At 43.0% G+C, this 23,478-nt stretch carries 15 protein-coding genes; 2 read left to right on the forward strand and 13 right to left on the reverse strand.

Annotated elements, in window-relative coordinates:
* Nucleotides 1–247 precede the first annotated feature (247 nt).
* Nucleotides 248–1,738, reverse strand: coding sequence for an outer membrane beta-barrel protein (locus Q1A18_RS15750; RefSeq protein ID WP_299582709.1), 1,491 nt, complete (start codon nucleotides 1,736–1,738; stop codon nucleotides 248–250).
* Complete coding sequence (locus Q1A18_RS15755; RefSeq protein WP_299582712.1) at nucleotides 1,735–2,349, reverse strand: sigma-70 family RNA polymerase sigma factor; 615 nt, start codon at nucleotides 2,347–2,349, stop codon at nucleotides 1,735–1,737. The genes Q1A18_RS15750 and Q1A18_RS15755 overlap by 4 nt, the downstream gene beginning before the upstream one ends.
* Before the next feature lie 192 nt (nucleotides 2,350–2,541).
* Here Q1A18_RS15755 and Q1A18_RS15760 point away from each other — a divergent pair, with 192 nt between their 5' ends.
* Nucleotides 2,542–3,786, forward strand: a complete 1,245-nt coding sequence (locus Q1A18_RS15760) for a serpin family protein (RefSeq protein WP_299582715.1) — start codon at nucleotides 2,542–2,544, stop codon at nucleotides 3,784–3,786.
* Nucleotides 3,779–4,333, forward strand: a complete 555-nt coding sequence (locus Q1A18_RS15765; RefSeq protein WP_299582718.1) for a hypothetical protein — start codon at nucleotides 3,779–3,781, stop codon at nucleotides 4,331–4,333. Before Q1A18_RS15760 ends, Q1A18_RS15765 begins: the two co-directional genes overlap by 8 nt.
* Before the next feature lie 95 nt (nucleotides 4,334–4,428).
* Here Q1A18_RS15765 and Q1A18_RS15770 read toward each other — a convergent pair whose 3' ends face one another.
* The 11 genes from Q1A18_RS15770 to Q1A18_RS15820 form a co-directional block, all read right to left on the reverse strand.
* Nucleotides 4,429–5,799: a C1 family peptidase gene (locus tag Q1A18_RS15770; RefSeq protein ID WP_299582721.1), complete on the reverse strand. Its 1,371-nt coding sequence runs from the start codon at nucleotides 5,797–5,799 to the stop codon at nucleotides 4,429–4,431.
* A gap of 118 nt (nucleotides 5,800–5,917) precedes the next feature.
* Nucleotides 5,918–7,468, reverse strand: coding sequence for an outer membrane protein transport protein (locus Q1A18_RS15775; RefSeq protein WP_299582724.1), 1,551 nt, complete (start codon nucleotides 7,466–7,468; stop codon nucleotides 5,918–5,920).
* 260 nt (nucleotides 7,469–7,728) lie between these two features.
* Complete coding sequence (locus Q1A18_RS15780) at nucleotides 7,729–9,300, reverse strand: SusD/RagB family nutrient-binding outer membrane lipoprotein (protein WP_299582727.1); 1,572 nt, start codon at nucleotides 9,298–9,300, stop codon at nucleotides 7,729–7,731.
* A 12-nt stretch (nucleotides 9,301–9,312) separates the two neighbouring features.
* Nucleotides 9,313–12,441, reverse strand: a complete 3,129-nt coding sequence (locus Q1A18_RS15785) for a SusC/RagA family TonB-linked outer membrane protein (RefSeq protein ID WP_299582730.1) — start codon at nucleotides 12,439–12,441, stop codon at nucleotides 9,313–9,315.
* 81 nt (nucleotides 12,442–12,522) lie between these two features.
* Nucleotides 12,523–13,689 carry a FecR domain-containing protein gene (locus Q1A18_RS15790; protein ID WP_299582733.1) on the reverse strand — a complete coding sequence of 389 codons (1,167 nt, stop codon included), beginning with the start codon at nucleotides 13,687–13,689 and terminating at the stop codon, nucleotides 12,523–12,525.
* Nucleotides 13,690–13,905: 216 nt separating this feature from the next.
* Complete coding sequence (locus Q1A18_RS15795) at nucleotides 13,906–17,115, reverse strand: SusC/RagA family TonB-linked outer membrane protein (protein ID WP_299582736.1); 3,210 nt, start codon at nucleotides 17,113–17,115, stop codon at nucleotides 13,906–13,908.
* Nucleotides 17,116–17,266: 151 nt separating this feature from the next.
* Nucleotides 17,267–18,436: a FecR domain-containing protein gene (locus Q1A18_RS15800; protein WP_299582739.1), complete on the reverse strand. Its 1,170-nt coding sequence runs from the start codon at nucleotides 18,434–18,436 to the stop codon at nucleotides 17,267–17,269.
* Between the two features lie 30 nt (nucleotides 18,437–18,466).
* A complete protein-coding gene (locus tag Q1A18_RS15805; protein WP_299582742.1) occupies nucleotides 18,467–19,045 on the reverse strand; it encodes a sigma-70 family RNA polymerase sigma factor in 579 nt (192 codons plus the stop codon).
* A 273-nt stretch (nucleotides 19,046–19,318) separates the two neighbouring features.
* On the reverse strand, nucleotides 19,319–19,984 hold the full coding sequence (locus Q1A18_RS15810; protein WP_299582745.1) for a transaldolase family protein: 666 nt from the start codon (nucleotides 19,982–19,984) through the stop codon (nucleotides 19,319–19,321).
* Nucleotides 19,985–20,122: 138 nt separating this feature from the next.
* Complete coding sequence (locus Q1A18_RS15815) at nucleotides 20,123–21,394, reverse strand: zinc-binding dehydrogenase (RefSeq protein WP_299582748.1); 1,272 nt, start codon at nucleotides 21,392–21,394, stop codon at nucleotides 20,123–20,125.
* 113 nt (nucleotides 21,395–21,507) lie between these two features.
* On the reverse strand, nucleotides 21,508–23,475 hold the full coding sequence (locus Q1A18_RS15820) for an SDR family NAD(P)-dependent oxidoreductase (protein WP_299582751.1): 1,968 nt from the start codon (nucleotides 23,473–23,475) through the stop codon (nucleotides 21,508–21,510).
* Nucleotides 23,476–23,478: the final 3 nt, after the last annotated feature.

A 23,478-nucleotide genomic window follows, 5' to 3' on the forward strand; every position in this document is an offset into this window, starting at 1 on the left:
CAACCGGAAGCTTAAAAGATACGGGGATTTGTGCGCTGGATTATTCGCCGGACAGCTTACCTATTTTCCTCTAAGCTGCCTGCTGAAGTTTGTCGGTTTATGGCCACGTCTTTCCTCAATTTTAGTCCTTCAAAAAGAGCCTTTTTCCTGGATGAATGAATTTTAAACTTTTGATTCGAATCAAAAAAATGATTGCGTCAATTGAATCAGTTCCGACTACACTTGAAGACAAAAGTCCAGAATTGCACTAAAACTGGTAGCTCAGCCCTGTTGACACTCCAATGGTGTAGGGTTTGAAATCAACATCAGGATTGCTATTCAACGAACCTAAGAAATACCTTAACTGGGGCTCAAGGTGCAAACTAATTTTGTTCGAAATTCCGTAGCCCACTCCTAGCCCAATAGTGGTGCTGTAATTCAAACGGTTCATATCCCGGGTTTCGCCGATACGTTCATTTCCGAACTGGCTGTTGGCGTAAGCGTTGTTCCCCACAAGTACGCTGGTACTGAAACCACCAAGTACCTGTAGATCAAAAGTAGCGTCGATCAACTGGTAACGTAAAAGAAAAGGGATCTCGATGTATTCAAAGTTTTGTTCAAACTCGGTCTCGGTCAGTAAAATTCCATCACTGGCTGCAAACGACTCAAAACCATTACTCAGCTTGGCGTTGGTTGGCAGGCGATCGATAGAGATAACTCCAGCAGCTGTGTTCATCAGCATCTCACCCGCTCTGACAGCAACGGTTGTATTGAAATAAGCGGGGTCCCCTTTCGCCGATTCTCCGCTAACCACATCGTTAGAAATGCCTGCGGGTTGATAAACCTGATTGGAAGATGTTTGCTCCAGTTTGCTGTAGTAAACACCACTCTGAATACTCCAGCGTTTCTTTGTTTTATACTCAACGGCAAGTCCTCCTCCCATCTGGAAATAATCTTTTGAATTGGCAACAGTCATACTGCGGGAATAATTCTGGCTCTGTGAACTTTGATTAACAGCCATTCCCGGTGTCAGCATCGCACCCAGCGCCCAGCCTTGCTCATCGCCAGCCTCTTGATTCATCGCAAGCATCCGGGCATTCTCCTGCATCCGGTACTGATCCAGCAGGTTCAGTTCTGATGCGCTTTCCCGCTGCTTTTTATTCATTTCCACCAAGGCAGTCTGCCGGTCAAATGAATCGTCCAATTCCAGCTTAAGCAAATCCAACAAGCGCAATGGGCTAGCACCTTCAGTGGAACGGATTAAAGCTTCTGTTGCCGGAGCATTCTCTTGGGCAAACAAAGCAGTCCCTGAAGCAAACGCTGGAGTAGCCGTGGCATTCAACTCGTTTCTCTTTGCACCTCCCGCTTGCTGGGCTGCCGGCACATTCGACTTAGCGGCTTCCTGCGCATAAACTGTTTCATCCGGTTTCTGCGGAATGGCAATCCCTGTCTCAGTTTTGGTTTCTCCTTCGGAGTCTCCGGGAACTGTGCTCATTTCCTGTTCACTAACCGGAACCTGCCGGTCTGATAAAACCGGAGCTAATTCCCCATCACGATGCTGCATTTGCCAACCCAAGAAAAAAGCCAGCAAAACGGCAGCTGCAATCCCCGTTCCTTTTAGGTAACGAAATAGTACACGACGTTTGTCCCCCACCTGCTGTTCCTGAATTCGATTCCAAACATAAGCCGGTGGCTCTTGTTCAAAATGCTCCAACTTCGAACGGAACAGTTCATCTATTTGATTATTATTCTTTGTCATGCAGAATAATTATTTTCTATTTCACCAAAATACTTCACAACCTTCTCCTTTAAGATCCCCCGCGCACGCGCCAGGTTCGACTTTGAGGTCCCTACCGAAATATTCATTTCATCGGCAATTTCCTTGTGGTTCATCCCATCAAACGCATAAAGGTTAAACACCATACGGTAGCGCGGTGGCAACTCCTGAATTAGCTTCATCAGATCCTGAGCCGACAGCTCTGAGATCACTTGGTCGCTTAATTCCGGACCATCATACACGCCCATATCTTCCACTGGGTGCATTAAATTGTTTTTACGATAACGCTCCAAGGCAGTATTTACCATGATTCGTCGCACCCATCCCTCAAACGAGCCTTCATGCCGAAAAGAACCAATTTTTTCAAAGACCTTCAAAAAACCTTCCTGCAAGTTATCTTCCGCTTCCGTGTCATCTTTCGAATAGCGAAGACAAACCCCATACATCTTGGGTGCCATATACCGGTAAAGCTCGGCCTGCGCTTTTGCTTTTCCTGCAGCACTATCAATAATGAGTTGCTTCAGATCTTTCAAAATCGTTTCAATTGGTTTAAGATCAAAATTAGCAGAATCCTTGCACAAATAGCAATTCATTCTTTGGTTTGTTCTATAAGTACACCTAAAAAACAGGCATGATGGGTGATTTCACTTAGCAGATGCAAGTAGCCCTCTAAAGGTTGCGTCAGCCTATTCATTTTTCAGTTTCTCTGTTTTTTGACGCAACCATTACACTGATTTACCAATCAAGATTACATGAACGACATCTTTGTACAAAATCATTGAGTCATGAAAACTCTTAGTCTATTTTTAAGCATTGCTCTTCTCGGGTTGTCCCCACAGTCTTGCACCAACACGCCTGTTGAAGATGGCCCAGGAGACACCATTGAGCTCACTAAAAAATCACAACAGCTTATTGAAGGCGACAACACCTTTGGCCTCGAACTTTTTAAAACAGTCAATGCCAGCCTGGAGGAAGATAAAAACCTGATGCTTTCACCGCTCAGCATTTCGCTGGCTTTAGCCATGACCTACAACGGGGCTGAAGGGAATACCAAATCACAGATGGAAGAGGCTCTGCACAAAGCTGTTTTTTCGACTCAGGAAATCAATAACGCGTATCAACAATTGGTTGCAGCCCTAAAAAGCCACGACTCCAAAGTAGACCTTTCGATTGCCAACGCCATTTTTCATCGCGATGACTTCCAGGTAAACTCCAACTTCATTTCAACCAATCAAGAGTATTACCAGGCCGAAGTAGAAGCACTAAATTTCAATGCGGCAGAAGCCAGCAAAAAACAGGTTAATGAGTGGGTAAACGACCAAACCCGAAATAAGATTGAAAAAATTATCGATTCCATTTCGCCGAACGATGTTATGTATTTGCTCAACGCCATTTACTTTAACGGGGAATGGACATACCGCTTCAACAAAGACCAAACAGAGAACCGGACATTTTATACCGAAAATGGCAACGAGCTACAAGTACTAAGCATGATGCTGGAAGAAATGCCCCTGAATTACGCCAGCACTGAGCAGTTTGAACTGCTGGAGCTTCCTTACGGCAAAGAGAAATACAGCATGCTGATCTTTCTTCCGAATAAGAACCATTCAACCAATGAGGTGATTGCCGGGCTTGGTTCTGCCGGGCTAAATGAGTTGCTTGGGAACCTGCATCAACGAAACCTGAAAGTTTACCTTTCGAAGTTTGAATTCGCCTTTGAAACCAGCTTGACTGATCCGCTTAAGACCCTTGGAATGACCGATGCTTTTTCGCCGATGCTTGCTGATTTTTCAGGCATCTCAAACCGATCAGACCTGTTTCTTTCTGAGGTAAAGCACAAAAGCTACATCAAGGTAGATGAGAAAGGAACAGAAGCAGCCGCCGTAACAAGCGTAACCGTTGGTGTTACTTCAATTGGGGCAGAGCCGGTTTTCAATGTCAACCGTCCTTTTGTTTTCGCCATTCGCGAAAAAGATACCAACACCTTGTTGTTTTTAGGAAAAGTGAATAATCCGTTGCGCCATGAATAAAGTCAGACTACTCCTGCTACTTTTTCCCTTTCTGTTGGCAGCCTCCTGCACCGAAGAGGAAGTGCCGGACAATCCGAAAGAGTTTACCATTTATTTTCAGTTTGACCATGTGAACCACGCCTGGGGCTATCTGCACAGGGGCTTCATCATCGATCAGCAGGGAACCCTATACGACTATAATCAACCGGGAAACTGGAATTGGCCGGAAAATGACCAAATTAAAGTTGAAGATTTTGAAAGCAATCTTTTGCAAGCCACGGCCAGAGATACGTTCCTGAATGAAAATACGCTTCAAAAAATGGAGCAACTGGCTTTAAAAGCCCGCCAAGGAAGACTTAGCGAAGGGAAATCGGTGATGGCCGATGCCGGCGCGGAAATTTACGCCATCTACCTGTCCAAAAAAAATAGTCCGGTACTAACCCGATACCTGCTGCAGCAACGTGGCGACTGGTACCAAAAAAACACGAGCCCCGCTTCGGATATCCTCACCGAATGGCTGATTGAAGTGCGGGGGAAATCCGGATTCCCGGAGAAACATTTTAATTAATCAAACAATACCTAGTTTTCACAATCGTTCTTAATTAATCCAAAAAAACGGGCAACACACTCACGATGTTGCCCGTTTCAAATTTTGTCAGCTTCTTAGAACATCGGATCCCATGGTGGAAGCATTTCTGCCTTTTCACCGTAGATATCCAAGACTTTCTGACTTACATATTTTTTATGCACGACAATGCGGAACATGTATTCGTCAAACCATTGATCGGTAAAAGTCAGATACCCCTTTTCGCCCGACTGCGCGCCCCAGCTGTTTTCAAACTGCCACTTCAGCGGCTGTTCATCGTTGTCCACCTCAACTGCAATCAAAGCCATCCCATGGCTCGAACCACTTTCACGACTCTGAATCCGCTCTGTTTTCGACATCTGAAAAGGCACATTGTAAACCGCTTCGTAGTTGAAGTTATCCACATCCAGAATGCCGTAGTCGCGCCGTAGCTGTTTGCCTACATCGCACGAGGCGTACATGGCTTCATTATTTTTAATCGATTCAATGCAAAATGCCTTAATCGCCTCGTTGGGGAGATTGACATAATGCCAGTTTTCACCCTCTTCCACATTGCGGTAATTCTCAATTTCATAATGTTTCCAGAAAGGTCGCGTGGGATCATTCATCAACATCACATAATCATTCAGTTGAATATCGCCCAACACCGCTTTCATGAATGATTGCGGCGTATAGTTTTGGGCTGCAACCAACTTCCCTTCTTTGTCCTTGTATCTGAATTCGAACTCAACAGGAGGCTCGCCCAAGTTCAAGGCCAGCATGCGGTAAATGACAGCCATCATGTCAACCTTGGCATTTTCAATGGCCTTGTCACTTTTTCCCGACGCTTTCATTTCACGCAGCGCCAAAGCTTGTTCACGAAGTTTGCGGTTCACCAACTTGGTCATCCAGCTGGTGTTTTCGCTGGAATACGTTTCTTCCATGGCTTCGCGCGGTACCATACCATATTTATTGGCCAGGTTTACAAAATTGATCCATTGTCCGCCATCATCCACCGGCGACCGGAAGTACCAACGTACTTTCTGATCATCAATGGCTAAATCAGCCGTAGCAATAATGTTATTCAGAAATAAGTTGGCCTTTTCAAACAAGTCCCAGAAATAAAGGTAGTTTTCAGAAAACTCAAGCGATTGGGTATTGAATTTCTCACTCGCCATGGGACGAAAAATATTCAATGAAGTGAACAGCCAGCAACGGCCCGATTTCTTTTGATTGGTAATTCCCGACACCTCAACACGGTAAGTAAAATAATGATCCGTTGTTCCCTCATTTTCCCGGCTCCAGGCCAAGTCAGTTATCGGATTGGAGGAAAGTGCATTTTGCATGCCCACCGTATAATTATCTTTCACAAAACCTGACCGGATTTTATCCAGGTCCTTTTGATCAATCGACTGGCTAACGCTCCACAATGGCAACATCAGACCAAGAATAAAGGTCCATTTCTTCATAGGATTGAAATCTATATTTAAGTTGATAAGCACCAAAAATAACCATTATTCAAGCCAAAAAAAAGAGACACCTTTTTTCCGGTGCCTCTTCTCTTATTTTTGAATTGGTCGAATATGCCTATTTAAAAAGACTGTATTGCAAGCCAATGGCAACGGCAATGTTTTCCTTGTCATAGGTTTCCGTATAAGTTGGAAACGCCTTATCCTCATCTGTGTAAGTCGTATAAAGCACTCCGGCATCCAAAGTCAGTTGCTTGGTGGCTTTCCACTGAAGGCCTGCCGCAAATGAATTGGACGAATTGCTGTAACTGAAATCACTTTGGTACTGCTCGCTAACACCAGTGGTTGACTGCATGGCTCCGGCACTCAATGCAAAACGATCAGAAAAATCGTACTGCAACCCAAGCGATACTTCCCACAGGTTATCTTCAATCACGCGTTCATCGCCTGACATTGTTCTCCCCCAGTTAACGCCTTTGTCAAAATAATTATTGAAAGACACGGAACTTGATAACTTCGAAGTCAACTTGTAGTCCAGACCCACCATTAGGATAGCAGGAATATCCGTACGCGTTTCTGCTTTGTCCGGGAATAAGCCCGTATCATCCACTTTAGTTTCATTGGTCAGCTTCAATACCGTTTGGAATTCATATTTCGCGCCAATATTCAATCGGTCATTAGGCGAAATGTTTACCCCAAAAATTGGCGTAAAGCCAGTTCCTTTTTGTTTGGTATCCAACTCTTGATCCAGCAAGTTTGAATTATTCAGCTGAGCTAACTGCCCTTCTGTTGCTTCTAAAACACCAACAGCCTCACCATAGGTACTGGCATCAGAACCCAGCATCCCTAAAACCTGAAGTAATTGTGGATCTTCAATAGCAGCATCCCCATCAAGAGCACCAACCCCAATTGCCGTTTTTAGATTATTTTGCGTGGTATTCAGTGTACCAATCAAACCATCAAGCACTGGCTTTACCATACCTTGATATTGTGAAGCGGGCATGGCACCGGCTGCCGTTATAGCCTGAATGTTGGCAATCGTTCCCGAATAGGTATTCACTGATGGCAAAACCCGAACGCCTCCATATACCGACACCATTTCATTCACTTTCGTACTCATTCCAAGCTGAAATCCCCAGAAAACGGATTGGCCTTCGAAAGCAATGTCGCTATTATACCCCGTCACCCCTAGAATCTGACCACCACTGGCAGCAGAAAAAACATCAGCCAACATTCCGTAGCCTGTAGCCATCTGCGCAATTCTTCCTTCAAACGAAGGAATTCCTTCATCAAAAACAACCGAGCCTCCCCCGGCATTTGGACCAAAGCCCAGCGAAAAAGCCAGCTTGTCTTTTTTATACACCGCAAAAGCACTTGGAAAAACCGGCACTTCCAACTCACCAATAAATTCCTGGTTATTCAAAGGTGCCGTGGTGGTAATGGTACGGGTTTGGTAGAGGGTTTGACTATGAAAACCAAAATGAAAGCCATTCTGCATTTCCATCACTCCAGCTGGATTGAAATATACTGCATCCAGATCAGTAGAAGCATTTCTGGAGAGCATTCGAATGTATTGCGCACTCTGATTGGCGTTGGTCAGCAAGCCCCCAGCAAACAATGATTGCATGCCTAAAAGACATGCAACAAATAGTAAAGTTGTACTTTTCATCCAAATTAAAGATTAGTTGTAACTGGCAAAAATAAAATTTTTTATTTCTCCGAAAAGCTTTTATGCTGTATATCAGTTAATTAAAGAACTTTAGACGAAAAAAGTCCTTTAGTCCAAAAGTTAGAACATAGCTAAACTCAAGCAATAACCCCTTCTATTTAAATCGTATCCATACGTTCTTTATTAAAGAAAAAGAGGTGCTCCTGTATAGTGGAGCACCTCTTCATTGTCAAACATTACAATATCTCAAAAACACATATTTAAAAGTTAGGACCACCTGTATCCCACCACAAACGTGTACTGATTGCATCCGGGCCACCCAGTTTTTGAGTAGCATCAGCAATACCTTCCACATTTCCGGTTCTTTCAGCTTCAACAAATGGCATCCGTTTGATCCATTCTCCCTCAGGAATAATTCCCCAGTCAGAACTGCTGTCATTTTTATACACCGTTGGAATTTTAGGATAGCCGGTTCTTCGAAAATCAGCCCAAGGCTCATTGGGATTAAAGAATCCTGCAATCCACTTTTGTGTAATAATTTTTTCCAGCTTCAGCTCATCAGAATCGGCTTCATTCCACTTTACAGTAACGGTAGACCGAGAAATAAAATCATTAACATCACCTGTTGCTTTAGGATCATTGTAGTTGATTGGTTTACTGGTATCATCAGCCAGGTACTCATCAACACCACCGGCTCCCCAGTTTGCGAAAGATGCTCGAACACCATTTTCATAGTTTTCCTGAGCATCTCCGGCACCTTCCCAGCCTCTCAAACTCGCTTCAGCCAAATCAAAATAAACTTCAGCTGCTTCCAGGTAATTTCGCTTCGTAATTGTTTTAAAGCTCTCATTAATCATTGAGAAAGAAGTACGATCATCTTTGGCAACCAACTCAGCTCCATTACGGATACCTTTATACGGATATTCAGGATGATCCGGATATAACGATTCGTCCGTTGCGGGTTGGAAATATTTAGCAATACGGTTGTCTTTCAAGCCTACCAAGAATGATTCCATCGCTGCAGACATTCTGGTATCATTCCACTCGAAACAAATAATGGCCAAATACAATTTACCGCCATACAGCGAAATCGTAAAATTATCCTCATTGCTTAAAATCAAACCCGCAGGATCACTAATTGCTTTTTCGCCTTCAGCTTTTGCCAGTACAGGATCGGCTTTAGAAATACGAATAGCCAAACGTAAACGCAAGGAGTTTACCAGCTTCATCCACTTGAGGACATCTCCATTGTAACTGGCATCAAACTTTTTCATCCCCACATAATCCTCATTCGCCCGGAACACTTCCTGAATCTTATCCAATTCGCTAAAGAATGTGTCATATAGCTCAGGCTCGCTATCATAGTAAACCGTTGATTCAGAAGACCCATAATTGGAGTAAATCACAGGACCATGATAAGTTGTCAAGCGTGATACGCCAAGGATACGAACTAAGCGTGCCCATTGTGCAAACACTTCGTAACCATCCTCTTCAGCAATTTCAATCACTTGTTTTGATGGAGCCATCAAGTTATTATAGATCCGGTTCCAGTAGGTATTCCAACGAATGTAGTACGTCGTGTTGTTGACGTTACTCACAAACGGAGTTGGTGTTGCCATGTAATCAGCAAAAGACTCAGCAACCAGATTTTCTTCAATCTGGTGTCCAAAAATATTCCCCAACATAGAAGAAAAATAAGCCCCAACATGGTTGAAATCCTGTTTCAGCGACTCCCCGCTAATCTCATAGGGATTGGTGTTCGCTTCTTCAAATTGATCGGTGCAAGCTCCCAAAGCAAGAGCAAGCATCATGGTAAAAAATATCTTTTTCATAGTCGCGAATTATTAAAATGTAATTTTTAGATTAAAACCATACGTTCTCGTAGAAGGCAAGTTAAAGTTATCCAGCGATTGAGAGTTTAATCCGGTATTCATTGCCAGTTCTGGATCATAAGGAGCATCTTTATAGATGAAGAACAAGTTTTGACCAACTAAAGAGAAAGAAGCTGCTTTGAAGGGCAAGCTAAGTTTTGTCATATCAAAGTCATAAGTTAAAGCCAATTGGCTTAACCGGATGTTGGTACGATCATACACATAAGCTTCCAGGATACCATTCCGTTCACCTACTGTTGTATAGTAAGTTTTGGCATCGATTTCGGTTACAGGAGTTGTTCCCTGAATCGCATTGATGGCAACAACACCACCGTTGTCACGAGCATCTCCGGTACGTTTGCTCACTCCGTATCCATCAAGCATCGATTCAGTTTGACTAACGACTTTCCCACCAATTTTCGCGTTAATCAGAAAACTTAAAGAAAGGTTTTTGTATCTCATGTTGTTATTCCAGCCTAAACTCCAATCCGGCTCCAGGTTGCCCAGATACTCGCGCTCGGTTGTTTTTTGTGGCTTGCCAGTTTTTTCATCCAGAATGATTTGTCCTTGTTCGTTGCGTTGAAACTTATATCCATACAAATCATAGAAAGAACCTCCAGCCAGCAGATAAGTTGAATATCCTTCAGAACTTCCCAAGTCAATCCTTTTATCTTCAAATTCAGGAACCAGTTCTTCTACTTTACTGTTGTTTTTGCTGTAGTTGAAAGTTGAATTCCAAGTGAAGTTTCTGGTTTTTACAGGAATGCTATTAACCGTTAATTCTACCCCTTTATTTACAATTTTACCCGCATTGATAAAATAAGTGGTGTAGCCTGAGCCTGATGGAGCAGGAAGAGGTATGAATTGATCTTTACTATCTACATGGTAATAGGTAAAATCAAAGCCAAATCGGCCATTAAAAAATCTCCAGTCAGCACCTAATTCCATACTGGTCTGCATTTCAGGCTTCAAGGTTCTAAATGGTAGTTGCGTGTTCCGGTCAACACCTCCACCACTATTAATGGTATGCTGAGGATGAATTCGATTAAAAGGAACCTCGTTGGCAACCGTTGTGCTGGATGCACGAACTTTAGCAAAGCTAATAAAATCAGGCAACGTTACCATCTCGCTGATGATACCGGTAAGCCCCACTGCCGGATAGAAATAAGAATCGTTTCCAGTTCCAGCCAAGGTCGAAGCCCAGTCATTTCTTCCTGACAAGTCCAGAAACAACATTTCTTTGAAACCTAACTGGAAGTTACCAAAAACACCTTGTTTAATCACTTTCCCGCTGTAAGTTGAGCGTACCTGAACATTGAAAGGCAAGTTTTGGAAGAAGAATTCATTGGGATAAAGCAAATCGTTGGTTCCGTTATCAACAGCAACCCCGTCTCCCAAAACGGTTTCCTGGTAACTGGCACCTAAGGTTGCATCCAAATTAAATGCACCGAACTCATTTTGATAAGTAAAGATTCCATCGGTATAAACCGACTTGTCTTCATACTTTTGGTACTGCCATCTTCCGTTTGCAGATACGTTGGTTGGATTCGATCCTGCAGCATGCTTTTGTTCGTAGGACTTCACGGCATAATCGATGTTTCCACGAGCCTGAAACTTCAATTTATCGGTAATGAAATATTCTAAAGTTGCACTTGAAATCAAACGCTTAGCCAAGTCTTTTTTAGGCTCCTTGTTAATTACCCAATAAGGATTTGACTGAAAGTGATCTTCGACAAACCAGTTCTGCAAATACATGTTACGATCTGCATTAAACACCTGGTAATTGTCCTTATACGATTGGAAATCCTTGTCGCGTGGGAAAAGATACAAACCAGTTAGCGGGTTTAGGTAATACCCAGCCGTGTTACGATTACTTGTTTTTTCAGCAATCAACATCACATTGGAGCTAATTCGAACTTTGTCATTAAACAAATTCGTTGATTGCTTAAACATGACATTGTGCTTGGAGTAATCGTTGTTCGGAACAATACCTGATGAAGCTGTATTTCCATATGAGAAATAAACCGAAGTTTTGTTATTACCTCCATTGATCGACAGGTTATTCACCAGGTTGTATCCTGTTTGGAAGAAGTCGTCCACATAGTTACTGTCATAATTTCCTTTTGTATACGACCAACTTTCTTTCGCACCAGATTCACTTCCATAATCAAATTGCAATTCAGGAGCTGCCAGAATGCTCTCAAAAACGGAACTCGAACTAAACGTTACATCTACGCGTCCTTCTTTGGCTTTTTTAGTGGTTATGATTACCACTCCGTTTGCTCCCTGACTACCATAAAGTACGGCAGCATTGGATCCTTTCAGAATATTAATGCTTTCAATATCTTCCGGGTTAATCTGAGACAAACCATCACCTTGGTCTGTTCCTCCCCACATACCTGGCTGTCCACCTTTATGGTTAACCATTGGAATACCATCAATAACGTATAGCGGCTCTGTCAACCCACTCACCGAACGGCTGCCCCTCAACACGGTACGGGTAGAACCTCCTGCTCCGGAACTACTCTTTCTGATTTCAAGACCAGCCGTTTTTCCACTCAGGCTGTTCATGAAGTTAATATCGCGCGACTTTAGCAACTCTTCACCTGAAACCTGTTGAGATGCATAAGTCAGTGTTTTTTTGTCACGCTGAATACCCAAAGCTGTTACAACCACTTCATCGACATCAAAAGCATCGCTTTCCATCATTACATTAATCTCAGTACGATTGCCAACAACTTCTTCAACCGTTACTAAGCCAACAAATGAAAATACAAGCGTATCGTTAGCTACAGGAATATCAAGCGCATACTCTCCATTGTAATTGGTAATTTGCCCAACGGTAGTGCCTTTAACCAATACAGATACGCCTGGGATGGGTTCTCCGTCATTATCAGTCACAACACCTTTTACTGTTTTTTTCTCCTGTTCCGTTTGGAACATACCCGAATTAGGAGAAGCTGCGTTAACACTGGCTGTTCCCAGCAAGCTAAAGCATCCTAATACATACAGCGCTAGCACGAAAATTCTCTGAATTTTAAATTTTCGGCTCCGAACAGTCCTCAAAGGAACAGAGGGTTCACTTTGCTTCATTTTTTTCATAAATTTGAAGTTTTGGGTTAATAATGTTTGCACGATGTTATTTACTCTTGCCGGGCGGTGTTACAGCACTTTCCGGCTTTTTTATATTCTTGATATCATAATTTGCTCATTATTCGTTTCCACCTTAATCGCCATAAACTCAGCAACAACCTCCAATACCTGATCGACTGAACTTCTAAGGTCTAAATACCCGGAGAAGGTTTCATTTCCCAAGTCTGGTTCTTTAATCTGAATATCGGCATTATAATACCGGGCTACTTTTCTTAGAATGTCTTTTAATGGCTGATGCTCAACAAACAAAAAACCTTCACGCCACGAGGTATAGCTCTTGGTGTTGACCTGCTTTTGTTCCATAAGCTTACTTTGTGAATCATAGACAGCCAATGTTCCGGGTTCAATCACCTTTTGTGATTTTCCCCAAAATTCATCTCCATCAAATTCCAACTCAACAGAGCCACTTTCCAACACCGTTTGTGTCGTCTGTTCGTCCGTATAAGCTGTCAGGTTAAAGACAGTCCCCAAAACTTTTACTTCCAGGTTTTGTGTAATCACATGAAATGGCTGAGCTGGATTGTGACTCACCTCAAAAACAGCTTCGCCTTCCAAATAAACCTCTCTTTTCGCCGTTTCGAACCGGGCCGGATAAACCAACCGCGAACCGGAATTGAGCCAAACCCGACTGCTGTCAGACAAAAGCAACATGGTGCGTTTTCCATAAGGAACAACCACGGTGTTAAAAGCCATTTTTTTGCCTGTCAATTGCTGGTCGACCGCCTGTACGGCATCAATCTTAACCTGATCACCAGCTTGGGTATATTCTATTTTTGACTCTTCCGTATCGATAACAATCTCTTGTTCTCCGGAAAGGAACAAACGGGTTGAAGCGCTCTTTTCAACAGGAGCTATATTTTTAACATAGACCCTAAAATCAGACATTTGCAAGATTTGAAGTGTAGCCGCAAAACCGACAATAAGCAAGATCGATGCAGCAATTCCTAACTTTCCCCACCGTCTTTGCTTCTGATACTTATAAATACTTTGATTGATTTGACTTCCGAGTAGTCTCTTCTCTTCTTCGGGTAAGTCGTTTCGAAATTTTGAAAGACTGCTCAAAAGAGATTCCGCATCGTTAAATTCATCTGTCGAAAAAATATCAGCACCAGACAAATAAGCAGGGCCGGCTTTTCTTCTTTCTGCATCGCCTTCCTTTGCAATCAATTTCTCTCTATCCTGTTTCTTCCTACTCATAAAGCTGCCATTACTTTTGTCGTGGTGCTAATTCAAAAACCATAAGAACAGTTTTTGAAAAATATAGACGATCAAAAGAAACTTTTTTTCACTTTCTCCATCACCCCAATCTCAACTCACTGTAAATAAGGCAATATGAAAATTGTTTTTTTTTTCAAAAAAAGGTGCCACCACCCAAAATTCAGTGAGCTACCAGTTGGGTCAAATTCGATTCAGTTAAAAAGTAAATTTTACGGCAGCCCCAATCGTTCGGGTGATGGGTAAGCTAAAATTATCCAAAGCCTGATCCGTATTTTTTGTATTCATGGTAACCTCCGGATCAAACGGAGCATCTTTATACAGAAAGAACAGGTTTTGTCCTGTCAGGGAAAAGGCTACTCTTTTAAGACGGGAATGAGTTAAGTCAAACGCATAGGAAAGATTCACCTGGCTGAGTCGGATATTGGTCCGATTGTAAGTATAAGCTTCTTTAATTCCATTGCGATCACCAATGTAAGTGTAATACTTTTGGGGGTCCATTCGTGTTACCACACTTCCATCATAAGCAACAGCATCAATGGCAACACCTCCATTATCGCGGGCGTCAGCAGTTCGCTTGCTAACCCCGTATCCGTCAAGCATGGCCTCCGTTTGGCTGATTACCTTTCCTCCAAACTTCCCGGAAAACAGAAAACTAAAGGAGAGATTCTTATAGTTAATAGTATTGTTCCAGCCCAAACTCCAATCCGGATTTGAGTTCCCGATGTACTCTTTACGACCCGATTTTGTGATGTTCCCATTTTTATCAAGCATGATGCGCCCTTGCTCGTCGCGTTGAAACTTGTAAACATACAAATCACCAAATGAGCCACCTTCCTGGATAATCAACTGGTAACCTTCATTGTCTGACAAACTGATGGGGTTTTTCAGGTTAGGATGCAGAGCCACAATCCGATTCCGGTTATGCGAATAGTTCAGGCGCGACAACCATCCTACATTCTTTCTTTTGATTATTTCGCTATTCAACGACATTTCCAGCCCGGAGTTAACAACCTCCCCGGCATTCACAAAATACTCGGTATAGCCTGAACCATAAGGAGCCGGCAAGGCTATAAACTGATCCCGGCTATTGATGTTGTAATAGGTCAGGTCAATTCCGAATCGACCACCCAAAAACCGCCAATCACCTCCAAACTCGAAACTTCGAATCATCTCTGGTTTTAAGTTGGTAAATGGCTTGGTCGTGTTGATTTCAATTCCAATCGGAGAAATGGTATTGTTCGGGCTTACCGAGTTGAAAGGGACTTCGTTGGCCACCATGGCATACGATGACCTTAGTTTGGCATAGCTTATAACCTCAGGCAAGCTCACAAGCTCATTCACCAATACAGCAATGCCGGCTGATGGATAAAAATAGGAGTCATTCCCCGTCCCATACAAACTTGAAGCCCAATCATTACGCCCCAGCAGCTCCACAAATATTTTTTCTTTATACGACAATTGCAAGGTTCCAAAAACAGCCTCCTTGATCAAACTACTTTGCAGTATTGAATTGACCATCACATTATCAGCAATGTTTTGATAAAAGAACTCATTCGGATATTTTAACCCATCAAGCCCGGTATTGACACTCGTCCCCACACCGTACTTCTGCTGTTGATAGCTCCCCCCAAACATAGCGTCAAGCCTAAACTTACCTACTTCAGTATGGTATGAAAGAATTGCATCAACATAGACTAATTCATCCGAAAATTTCTCATACTCCCATGATCCATTCGGATGCACATTGGTCCCATTAGAACCAGCCCTATTTTTTTGTTCGTGCGAGCGTATCGCGAAATCATAGCTTCCGCGGGTCTGAAGCGCTAAGCTTGGACTAAATTGAAAATCAAGCACGGCATTCACTATTCCACGCCGAACCTGATCATCATTTCTCTGGTTATGAATAATCCATTCGGGGTTCGATTGAAAATGGTCTTCCACAAACCAATTCTGTAAATACATATTTCTCACCGGATTAAAAATCTGGTAATTCTCCGCATAATCCTGGTAATGCAAATTGCGAGGAAAAAAATAGAGTCCGGTTAACGGGTTAAGATAGTAACCAGCAACATTTTTATTTTTCACAATTTCATTCGATAACATGACATTGGAACTGAAGTTCAGCACCCCTTCAAGCAATGAAGTCGATTGCTTTAAAGTCAGGTTAGTCCTGTTGTATTCGTTCTCCGGAATAATTCCAGTAATATTGTTGTTCGAGAGCGAAAAATACACCACAGACTTGCCATTCCCACCACTTGCCGACACGGTATTAATCAGATTTATTCCTGGCTTGAAAAAATCGCGTACAAAATCATCATCATAACTCCCAGGCGTGTAAGACCAACTTTCCTTGGCGCCTCCTGAGCTTCCATATTTGTATTGAAGTTCGGGTAATTCAAGAATACTTTCAACACCACAACTTGTGCTAAAGGTAACCTCCGACCGACCTTTCTGACCACTTCGGGTAGTTACCAAAACAACTCCATTAGCCCCCTGACTACCATACAGTGCAGCAGCATTGGCTCCTTTCAGAATACTGATACTTTCAATATCATCAACATTAAGCTGAGACAAGCCATCGCCTCCGTCTTTCCCTCCAAACATGCCCATTTGTCGACCTTTATTATTAGCCATCGGAATTCCATCAATAACAAAGAGTGGCTCGCTGGTGGTACTTAAGGATTTATTTCCCCGAAGAATAACTTTGGTTGACCCTCCGGCTCCGGCAGCACTTTTAGTTATCTCAATGCCTGATATTTTTCCTGAAAGCAAACTTACGTAGTTGTATTCCTGGCTTTTGGTTAGTTCCTCGCCACTGATGGTCTGCATGGCATAAGTCAGCGATTTTTCGGCTCGTCTGATCCCTAATGCTGATACGATCACTTCATTCACACCAAACACTTCCGAACTAAGCGTAACGTTAAGTTCATTGCGGTCGCCTAAAGGAACTTCTTTTGTTTGCATGCCGATGTAATGAAAAACCAGGTGTTCACAATCCTCCGGTATTTCAAACGAATAATTGCCGTCATCATCGGTGGTAGTGCCGAAGTATTTTCCCTTTACAATAATGGAGACTCCGGGAATAGGAATTCCATCCTCATCGGAAACAGTTCCGGAAATTGTTCTTCGTCCTGTGCCAACCCGGATTTTCATAAAGATATTTCCCTCATCTCCGGATTCATGTCTGGGAATAATAATGATTTGGCGGTCAAAGATTTTATACTTCAAATCGGTACCCGATAAAACCTGGTTCAGAATATAATCGATCGATTGGTTTTCAGCGTTAACCGAGACCTTGGCATCAAGATCAACCTGATCATCCTTATAAAAGAAAATGTAGTCGCTCTGCTCTTGAATAAGCTCAAACACATCTCCCATGGAAGTCTTTTTCAAACGAATAGACATCTTCTGATCTTGAGCTTTCCCAACTGTACACAAGCAGATAAAAATGAATAAAAGAATATATTTTGTAAACCTCATGTATTCATCACCCGAAAAAAATTCCCATTCATATTTTAAAGTTCCCAGACCAAGGCTATTTCAGGTTTTTCTCCTGCTACCATTTCTGTTTTCGCTTGATTACAATCTGGTCATGGTCTTTTTCAATGTCAATATTAATGACTTCCGAGATTATTTCAAGTATTTGACTGGCATTATTTCGTAAGTCCAACATACCCGAGAAAGTTTCCGAAGCCAACTGCTCATCTTCAACATGAATAGTAACATTGTAATACCTCGCTATTTTTTTCACAATATAGCCCAAGGTCTTTTTCTCCAGAAACACATAACCATCCTTCCACGACGTATAATTGCGGGTGTTCACCTGCGTCTGTGTCATCGTTCCTGCTTCGGGCAGGTAAGTTGCTTTTGTTCCCGGAGTAATAATGTCTTTTTCATAACCAATCAGCCTTGTTCCTTTGTATTTTAGCTCCACCTTTCCACGCTCCAGGACTGTATTAACATTCTCATCATCCGGATAAGCACTAACGGCAAACATGGTTCCTAAAACCCGAACGTCTAAATCATCAGTATAAACATAGAAGGGCTGATCTGCTCGGTGAGTGATATCGAAAATTGCTGCTCCCTCAAGATAAACCTCTCGTTTATCATCATCAAAGCGAGATGGGTAAATCAATTTTGAGCCTGAATTCACCCAAACAATACTGCCGTCTGAAAGGGTAATCTTTGTTCGCTTTCCAAAAGGGACAAGCAATGTGTGAAGATTCTTTTCGCCCTCTAGAAGCGTTGTAGTCAGCTGCTCAATCGAACTTACCTGAATGGAATTATCGGCCTGTGAATATTGAATACTCGCTTCTGTTGCAGAGATTTCTAAATCATTCCCTTCCTCTAGAATAAGTCTTGTTTGACCCAATTGGGGCTCAACGGAGAAATTTGAAGCAAACCGTAAAAACTGGGAGCGACTGGTGTCCAATAGCGTAACTGCAAAAAAGACCATTAACAAAACAGCAGCAACCGAAGCAAGTTGAATAATCCGTTGCTTCCTGTTGAATTGGTGAATAGAGGTGTTCAATCGAGTCTGAAGCTCCTGCTGCTCCGTCTCATCCAACTCCTTTTTTTGTCTTTTTAGCGCCTGCTGAATATTCTTTGCCAATGACAATTCTCCCTCATCAATTCCCGGCATAGGTCGAAGCCCATCTGCTTGATTCAGCAACCTGTCATCAGTCAATATATCTTCTGCTCGCTTATTATAGGTGTTGTTGGTCATCTTAGGATTAGTCGATTATATATCGTTGGATCAATAGCTTCGCATAACACAAAACAAAACCGTTACTTGCTTGCCTTTTAAATCTTCCCGCAAGGTTTTCACAGAACGGTACACCAACGTGCGAACTGATTCGAGCGAAATATCCATAATACTGGCAACCTCAGGATAAGACAGTTCCACGATAAAACGTAAGTTCAATGCTTCCTGCTGTCGTTCGGGCAATTTCTGAATGGCTTTAAGCAGCCTTTGAATATCCTCTTGCAAAGGATCCTCCTCACTTCCAGCAGAATTACCCTCATTTCTCTCCAGCGATTCAGCGGTATATATTAATTGCAGCCGGCCTTTTTGTTTTGAGCACACTTTTCTCTTCAAGGACTTAAACAAGTAATTCCTAATACTATTTGTCTCTGAAAGATTTTTCCGATACTTAAAAAGCTCAAAAAATAAATCATGTATGCAGTCCTTCACATACTCTTTATCGCTGGAGTAAATCATTCCAAACGAAAAAAGTATTCCGGCATACCGTTCATACAATTCATTAAATGCAGAAGTATCCCCTTTCTTCAACTTTTCCCACAAAAGATAATCACCATTGATCTCCTTACACATATGTAGTCCCTATAATCTACACCTCAAAAGTATCATTTTTATTAGACACCATACCAATTGGATCATGATTTATACAACAAGGAAATCATTGGGGAAAAGACTCATAGGTCTTAGTAAAGATTTTAACCTGACAGAATGGGACCTCAAAAATCCGCAAAGCGATCAAACTGTCATTGCAGAACCTTAATTACAGAAAAAGGGGCTCAGTGAGCCCCTTCAATTTCGATTTAATGCTTTCAACAGCATCTATTGCGAACAATTATTTTTGCCCGACTAATACGCAATATCGTAATAGTCCGCTCCATCTATCAAAAACTGATCAACACTGATGTCGGTCATCGGATGCTTAATCAACTGCATCAACAGATCGGGTCCGATGGTAGCCGAATGCGAACCACACATGCTTACCCGGTGAATCTGGTCAACAGTTTTAAAACTTGCCGCCAACACTTTCGTGTCCAGCTTGTAGTCATTCATATTTTTCACAATATCACGCACCACCTCAATTCCGTGTGACGAAATATTATCCAGACGGCTCACATAGGGAGCAACAAAGTCGGCTCCGGCCTTAGCGGCAACCAAAGCTTGCTGCTGCGTAAAAATAGCTGTAGCTGTTACCCGAATACCACTGTCTTTCAAAATACGCATGGCTTTAAAACCCTCCGGGAATACCGGAATCTTAGCGTGAAAATTATCCCCCAGACCAAAATAAGATTTATACTTTTTCGCTTCACGCACAATGTCATCCGATTTCGTGCTCATCATCTGAATATGCAAAGTTCCGTTGCCAACAATTTTGGCCACTTCATCGACCACCTGCGAAAGTTTCATTCCTGATTGCTTCAGGATGGTAGGGTTAGTCGTTACACCTTCCAATGGAAAAAAATCATACAACTCCTTCAATGCCGAAAGATCGGCCGTGTCTGCCATGTAAATCATAAGGTCTCTTTTTTACCAAAAAAAACGCAAGATCTCTTGAAAGAGTTACATCATTCAAGAGATTCCTGCGTTAGTTCGTTTATTTATAGTTTATCAAATAGCTGTCCGTTTATTGTCAGCGGAAGATTATGCCCCGTGTTAAATGTCTTTGGCATTTGCCAACAGGTACTCTTCTGCTTCTACGGACCAAAGTTCGTTATTTCGCTCACAAATCTCATGCAATTGTGCAAATAGCGGATCAGATTTTCCTTTTTCTTCAAATTCACTAATTGCTGTCAATGGGATGTCTTTGTGCGTATAAATCAATTTCTTTCCTCCGGGAACATTTGGAAGATCCAAGGTGGTATCGATCACCGCATTCAGTCCCCCGATATGGGTCACCAAACCAGCCGGATCAAGGCCTTTACCAAACATTTCAAGCGACTCCACCATGTCATCATTGTTTCCACCAGAAGTTCCTACAATGTGTGTTGATGCATAGTGCACGTTGTAAAAATTCATCTTCGCCGTAAAGTCAGCATTGCTTGGGCCGGCAAAGAAGTTCAAACAACCATCGTTAGCCAAAATGGCATCGCCCTGCTCAATCACAGCCGGAACGGGAGCAAACACAAACACATCGTTGTAGCCTTCGTCTTCTGTTAGTCCGCGCAACTTAGCCACCGGATCATCACCGCTTGTATTCAGATAAACCAGTTCAATCCCTTTCGATTTTGCCCATGTTGGCGAATAGATGGAAGCTGCCCGGTCCAGTCGTGCCTGGTCAATATCGGTAACTACCAACAAAGAAGGCTTGCGGTCTTCACGCATTACGGCATAATTAATGGCAGCCAGTCCCATTGGACCAACGCCTGCGAGGATAGCCATCTTACCACCATCCACAATCTCCATGTCGTGCTTATATGACCCCGGTGTAGTATGGTAATTGGCATGCATAGCACCAATTACACAACTTAAGGGCTCAGCCAGAGATGCCGGATAATAGCCAGGGCCATCATAAGCCAGCAAACAATCCTGCTCCAGCACATCTTTAGGAATAATAACATAAGTGGCATCACCACCAATGTATTGGTAAGAATAGCCCGGAGCACTGAGCACGCCTACCGGACCGTCTTTATAATAGATGGCTGGCTGAATGGAGAATTTTTGTCCGGCTTTGAATTTATGTTGCCATTTGGCACCAACCTCCACCAACTCGCCGGCAAATTCATGCCCAAGCATAATCGGTTTTTCAGCCACATCATTCGGAATCCGTTTGTGGTCGGTTCCTTGCGTTGCCGCTTTGTACGACGACATGCAAATACTATCAGAAACAACCTTGGCTAAAATCTCATCTTCTTTGATTGCGGGAAGATCAAACGCTTCCAATCGCAAATCTTTTTTACCGTATAATCGAACTGCTTTTGTTTTCATATTAATCTGTTTTGTAAATTTTATTGATCACCAGTTGTTCCGGATCTTCTCCGGAATCTGCCAGCTAAACGTCTCTGAAACACTTTCAGGATAACGCTTTAAAAAGAGACCGCCTAATTCAACATGTTCTGTCCGCCGGTTACCGGCACAGCCTGCCCGGTTTCGTATTCCTGCTCCATCACATAAAAAATGGCACGCATCACATCCAGTGGCGTACATCCACGTCCAGCAGGAACCTGGGCTTCGTAAAACTGCTTCACATCTTCCAGTGTTTTCGCACCCGGCACTTTCCCGGCCCGCAGGTATTGCACAAACAAACCATTTTCGGGATCGGCCCATAGCGGCCCGTCAAAAAAGTTTCCGGGACAAATGGAGTTTACCTTAATATTGAATGGCATCAGTTCCAGTGCAAACGACTGCGTCAGGCCGATTCCTCCGAATTTACCGCCGGCATATGCAAAGTTTTTATTGCTTCCTTTCAGGCCCGATTTCGAATTAATTTGAATAATATCCGCAAAGTGATCCGACTTAAAGCGGTTTTGCAATTTCATGACAGCCGAGGCATATTTGGAACAAATAAAATAGGCCGAGTAATTCACTTTGGTCATCAGCTCAAAAGTTTCAGGAGTCATTTCATCCAAGCCCCCAGCCCGAAGAATTCCGGCGTTGCTGACAAACGTGTCCAGTCCTCCAAAATGAATAACCGTTTGGCGAACCAGGTTTTCAACCGATTCGGCATTGGCCACATCAACCGATACGAAAAGCGCTTTATTTTTCCGTTGAACAGCATTCAGCGCATTGGCAAAGGCCTGCCCTTTTTCGGCATTCAGGTCAGCAATCACCACATTGGCGCCATGCTCCATCAGGTGTTCAACAATTCCAGCACCGAATCCTTGGGCTCCACCAGTCACAATAATCACTTTTCGATCAGCGCGTCCGGTTGTTCCTCCCAACAAAATTTTAGAGCGATATTGCTCCACTTCCCAGCTTTCAATAAAAGCAATTTGCGCCGGTGTCATCGGGTGCGCCCCGCCAAACGACTTTGCAAACTGAGCAATTCGGCAGTGATCGGTTACCACATCCACCAAAATCCCGGCTCCCTCGGCATGATCAGCCATGACCAGAACACCAAGCCCTGCCGCAAAAATCACTTTGGGTGCTTTGCCTTTTTCGGCGGTATATTTTGTAATTTCTTCTTTTGCTGTATTCAAAAAATCGTCCACATCCCCCTTAAAATCAACATACACAAAAGCCGAATTCGCATAAACAATTCCATCAGGCGTGAAAGGTGCAGTGATGGCTTGCTTATTTTCCTTTTGCAGGTATTTATTGAGCAACGAGCTGTTCACCAAACGAACTGTTTTCAGGCCTTCACCTGATACCATCATCCGAATGGCCGGTACAATCTGGTCTGCCACTGCGGACAATTCCAAGGCCTCGTTTTTCGGCTCCTCGCCATAAACAGCATCCAGCTTTTCTTCAATAAAGTTGTAGTTTTGGTGGATTTCCTCCACCGTGTTCCCACCAACAAATACGCCGTGGTTTTGCAGGAAAATAATTGCAGGCTCTTGCCCTTTTTCTCTCCGGTAATTCAAAACGGCCTTTTCAACCACCTTGAACAGAATATAACCCGGATCTTCGTAAGGGATGTAAAGCACGCTGTCGCCAAACAATTCTGCCGTTTTCTCAGCAGCCTGCTGGCTACACATCAATCCATTCACTTTGGTGGAGTGGGTATGCACTACCAGCGAAAAATCAATCAGGTTGTGAAACGAAGTTTCCACCGAAGGGCGTTGTCCCTTTTCTGGCTCCACCCGGCTTTTCATCAGGTCGTTCACAATTTCTGCCTCGCGCTGCAGCACATTGTCCGAATACGTTTTGGTGTTTATTTCGGCCAGCTGCGCCCGATCAAGCTTGGCAAAGCCTGCTTCGTCAATCGTAGCCAGAACAAAACCACTGGCTTTTATCCACAGGTGTTTATCATTTTTATAGGAAGTATTTCCACCGCCAGCCAACACATAATCCTTTTGCTGACCATAAAACCGGGATACTTCGATGAGGTCTTTTATTCCTTGTTCCATGTT

This window comes from uncultured Sunxiuqinia sp., from assembly GCF_947495665.1.
GTDB classification, from domain to species: domain Bacteria; phylum Bacteroidota; class Bacteroidia; order Bacteroidales; family Prolixibacteraceae; genus Sunxiuqinia; species Sunxiuqinia rutila.

Bases quoted from the DNA above. Each gene is read 5' to 3' on its own strand.
- Q1A18_RS15750 (WP_299582709.1), bottom strand. From the start codon at position 1,738: ATGACAAAGAATAATAATCAAATAGATGAACTGTTCCGTTCGAAGTTG.
- Q1A18_RS15755 (WP_299582712.1), bottom strand. From the start codon at position 2,349: ATGAATTGCTATTTGTGCAAGGATTCTGCTAATTTTGATCTTAAACCA.
- Q1A18_RS15760 (WP_299582715.1), top strand. From the start codon at position 2,542: ATGAAAACTCTTAGTCTATTTTTAAGCATTGCTCTTCTCGGGTTGTCC.
- Q1A18_RS15765 (WP_299582718.1), top strand. From the start codon at position 3,779: ATGAATAAAGTCAGACTACTCCTGCTACTTTTTCCCTTTCTGTTGGCA.
- Q1A18_RS15770 (WP_299582721.1), bottom strand. From the start codon at position 5,799: ATGAAGAAATGGACCTTTATTCTTGGTCTGATGTTGCCATTGTGGAGC.
- Q1A18_RS15775 (WP_299582724.1), bottom strand. From the start codon at position 7,468: ATGAAAAGTACAACTTTACTATTTGTTGCATGTCTTTTAGGCATGCAA.
- Q1A18_RS15780 (WP_299582727.1), bottom strand. From the start codon at position 9,300: ATGAAAAAGATATTTTTTACCATGATGCTTGCTCTTGCTTTGGGAGCT.
- Q1A18_RS15785 (WP_299582730.1), bottom strand. From the start codon at position 12,441: ATGAAAAAAATGAAGCAAAGTGAACCCTCTGTTCCTTTGAGGACTGTT.
- Q1A18_RS15790 (WP_299582733.1), bottom strand. From the start codon at position 13,689: ATGAGTAGGAAGAAACAGGATAGAGAGAAATTGATTGCAAAGGAAGGC.
- Q1A18_RS15795 (WP_299582736.1), bottom strand. From the start codon at position 17,115: ATGTCTATTCGTTTGAAAAAGACTTCCATGGGAGATGTGTTTGAGCTT.
- Q1A18_RS15800 (WP_299582739.1), bottom strand. From the start codon at position 18,436: ATGACCAACAACACCTATAATAAGCGAGCAGAAGATATATTGACTGAT.
- Q1A18_RS15805 (WP_299582742.1), bottom strand. From the start codon at position 19,045: ATGTGTAAGGAGATCAATGGTGATTATCTTTTGTGGGAAAAGTTGAAG.
- Q1A18_RS15810 (WP_299582745.1), bottom strand. From the start codon at position 19,984: ATGATTTACATGGCAGACACGGCCGATCTTTCGGCATTGAAGGAGTTG.
- Q1A18_RS15815 (WP_299582748.1), bottom strand. From the start codon at position 21,394: ATGAAAACAAAAGCAGTTCGATTATACGGTAAAAAAGATTTGCGATTG.
- Q1A18_RS15820 (WP_299582751.1), bottom strand. From the start codon at position 23,475: ATGGAACAAGGAATAAAAGACCTCATCGAAGTATCCCGGTTTTATGGT.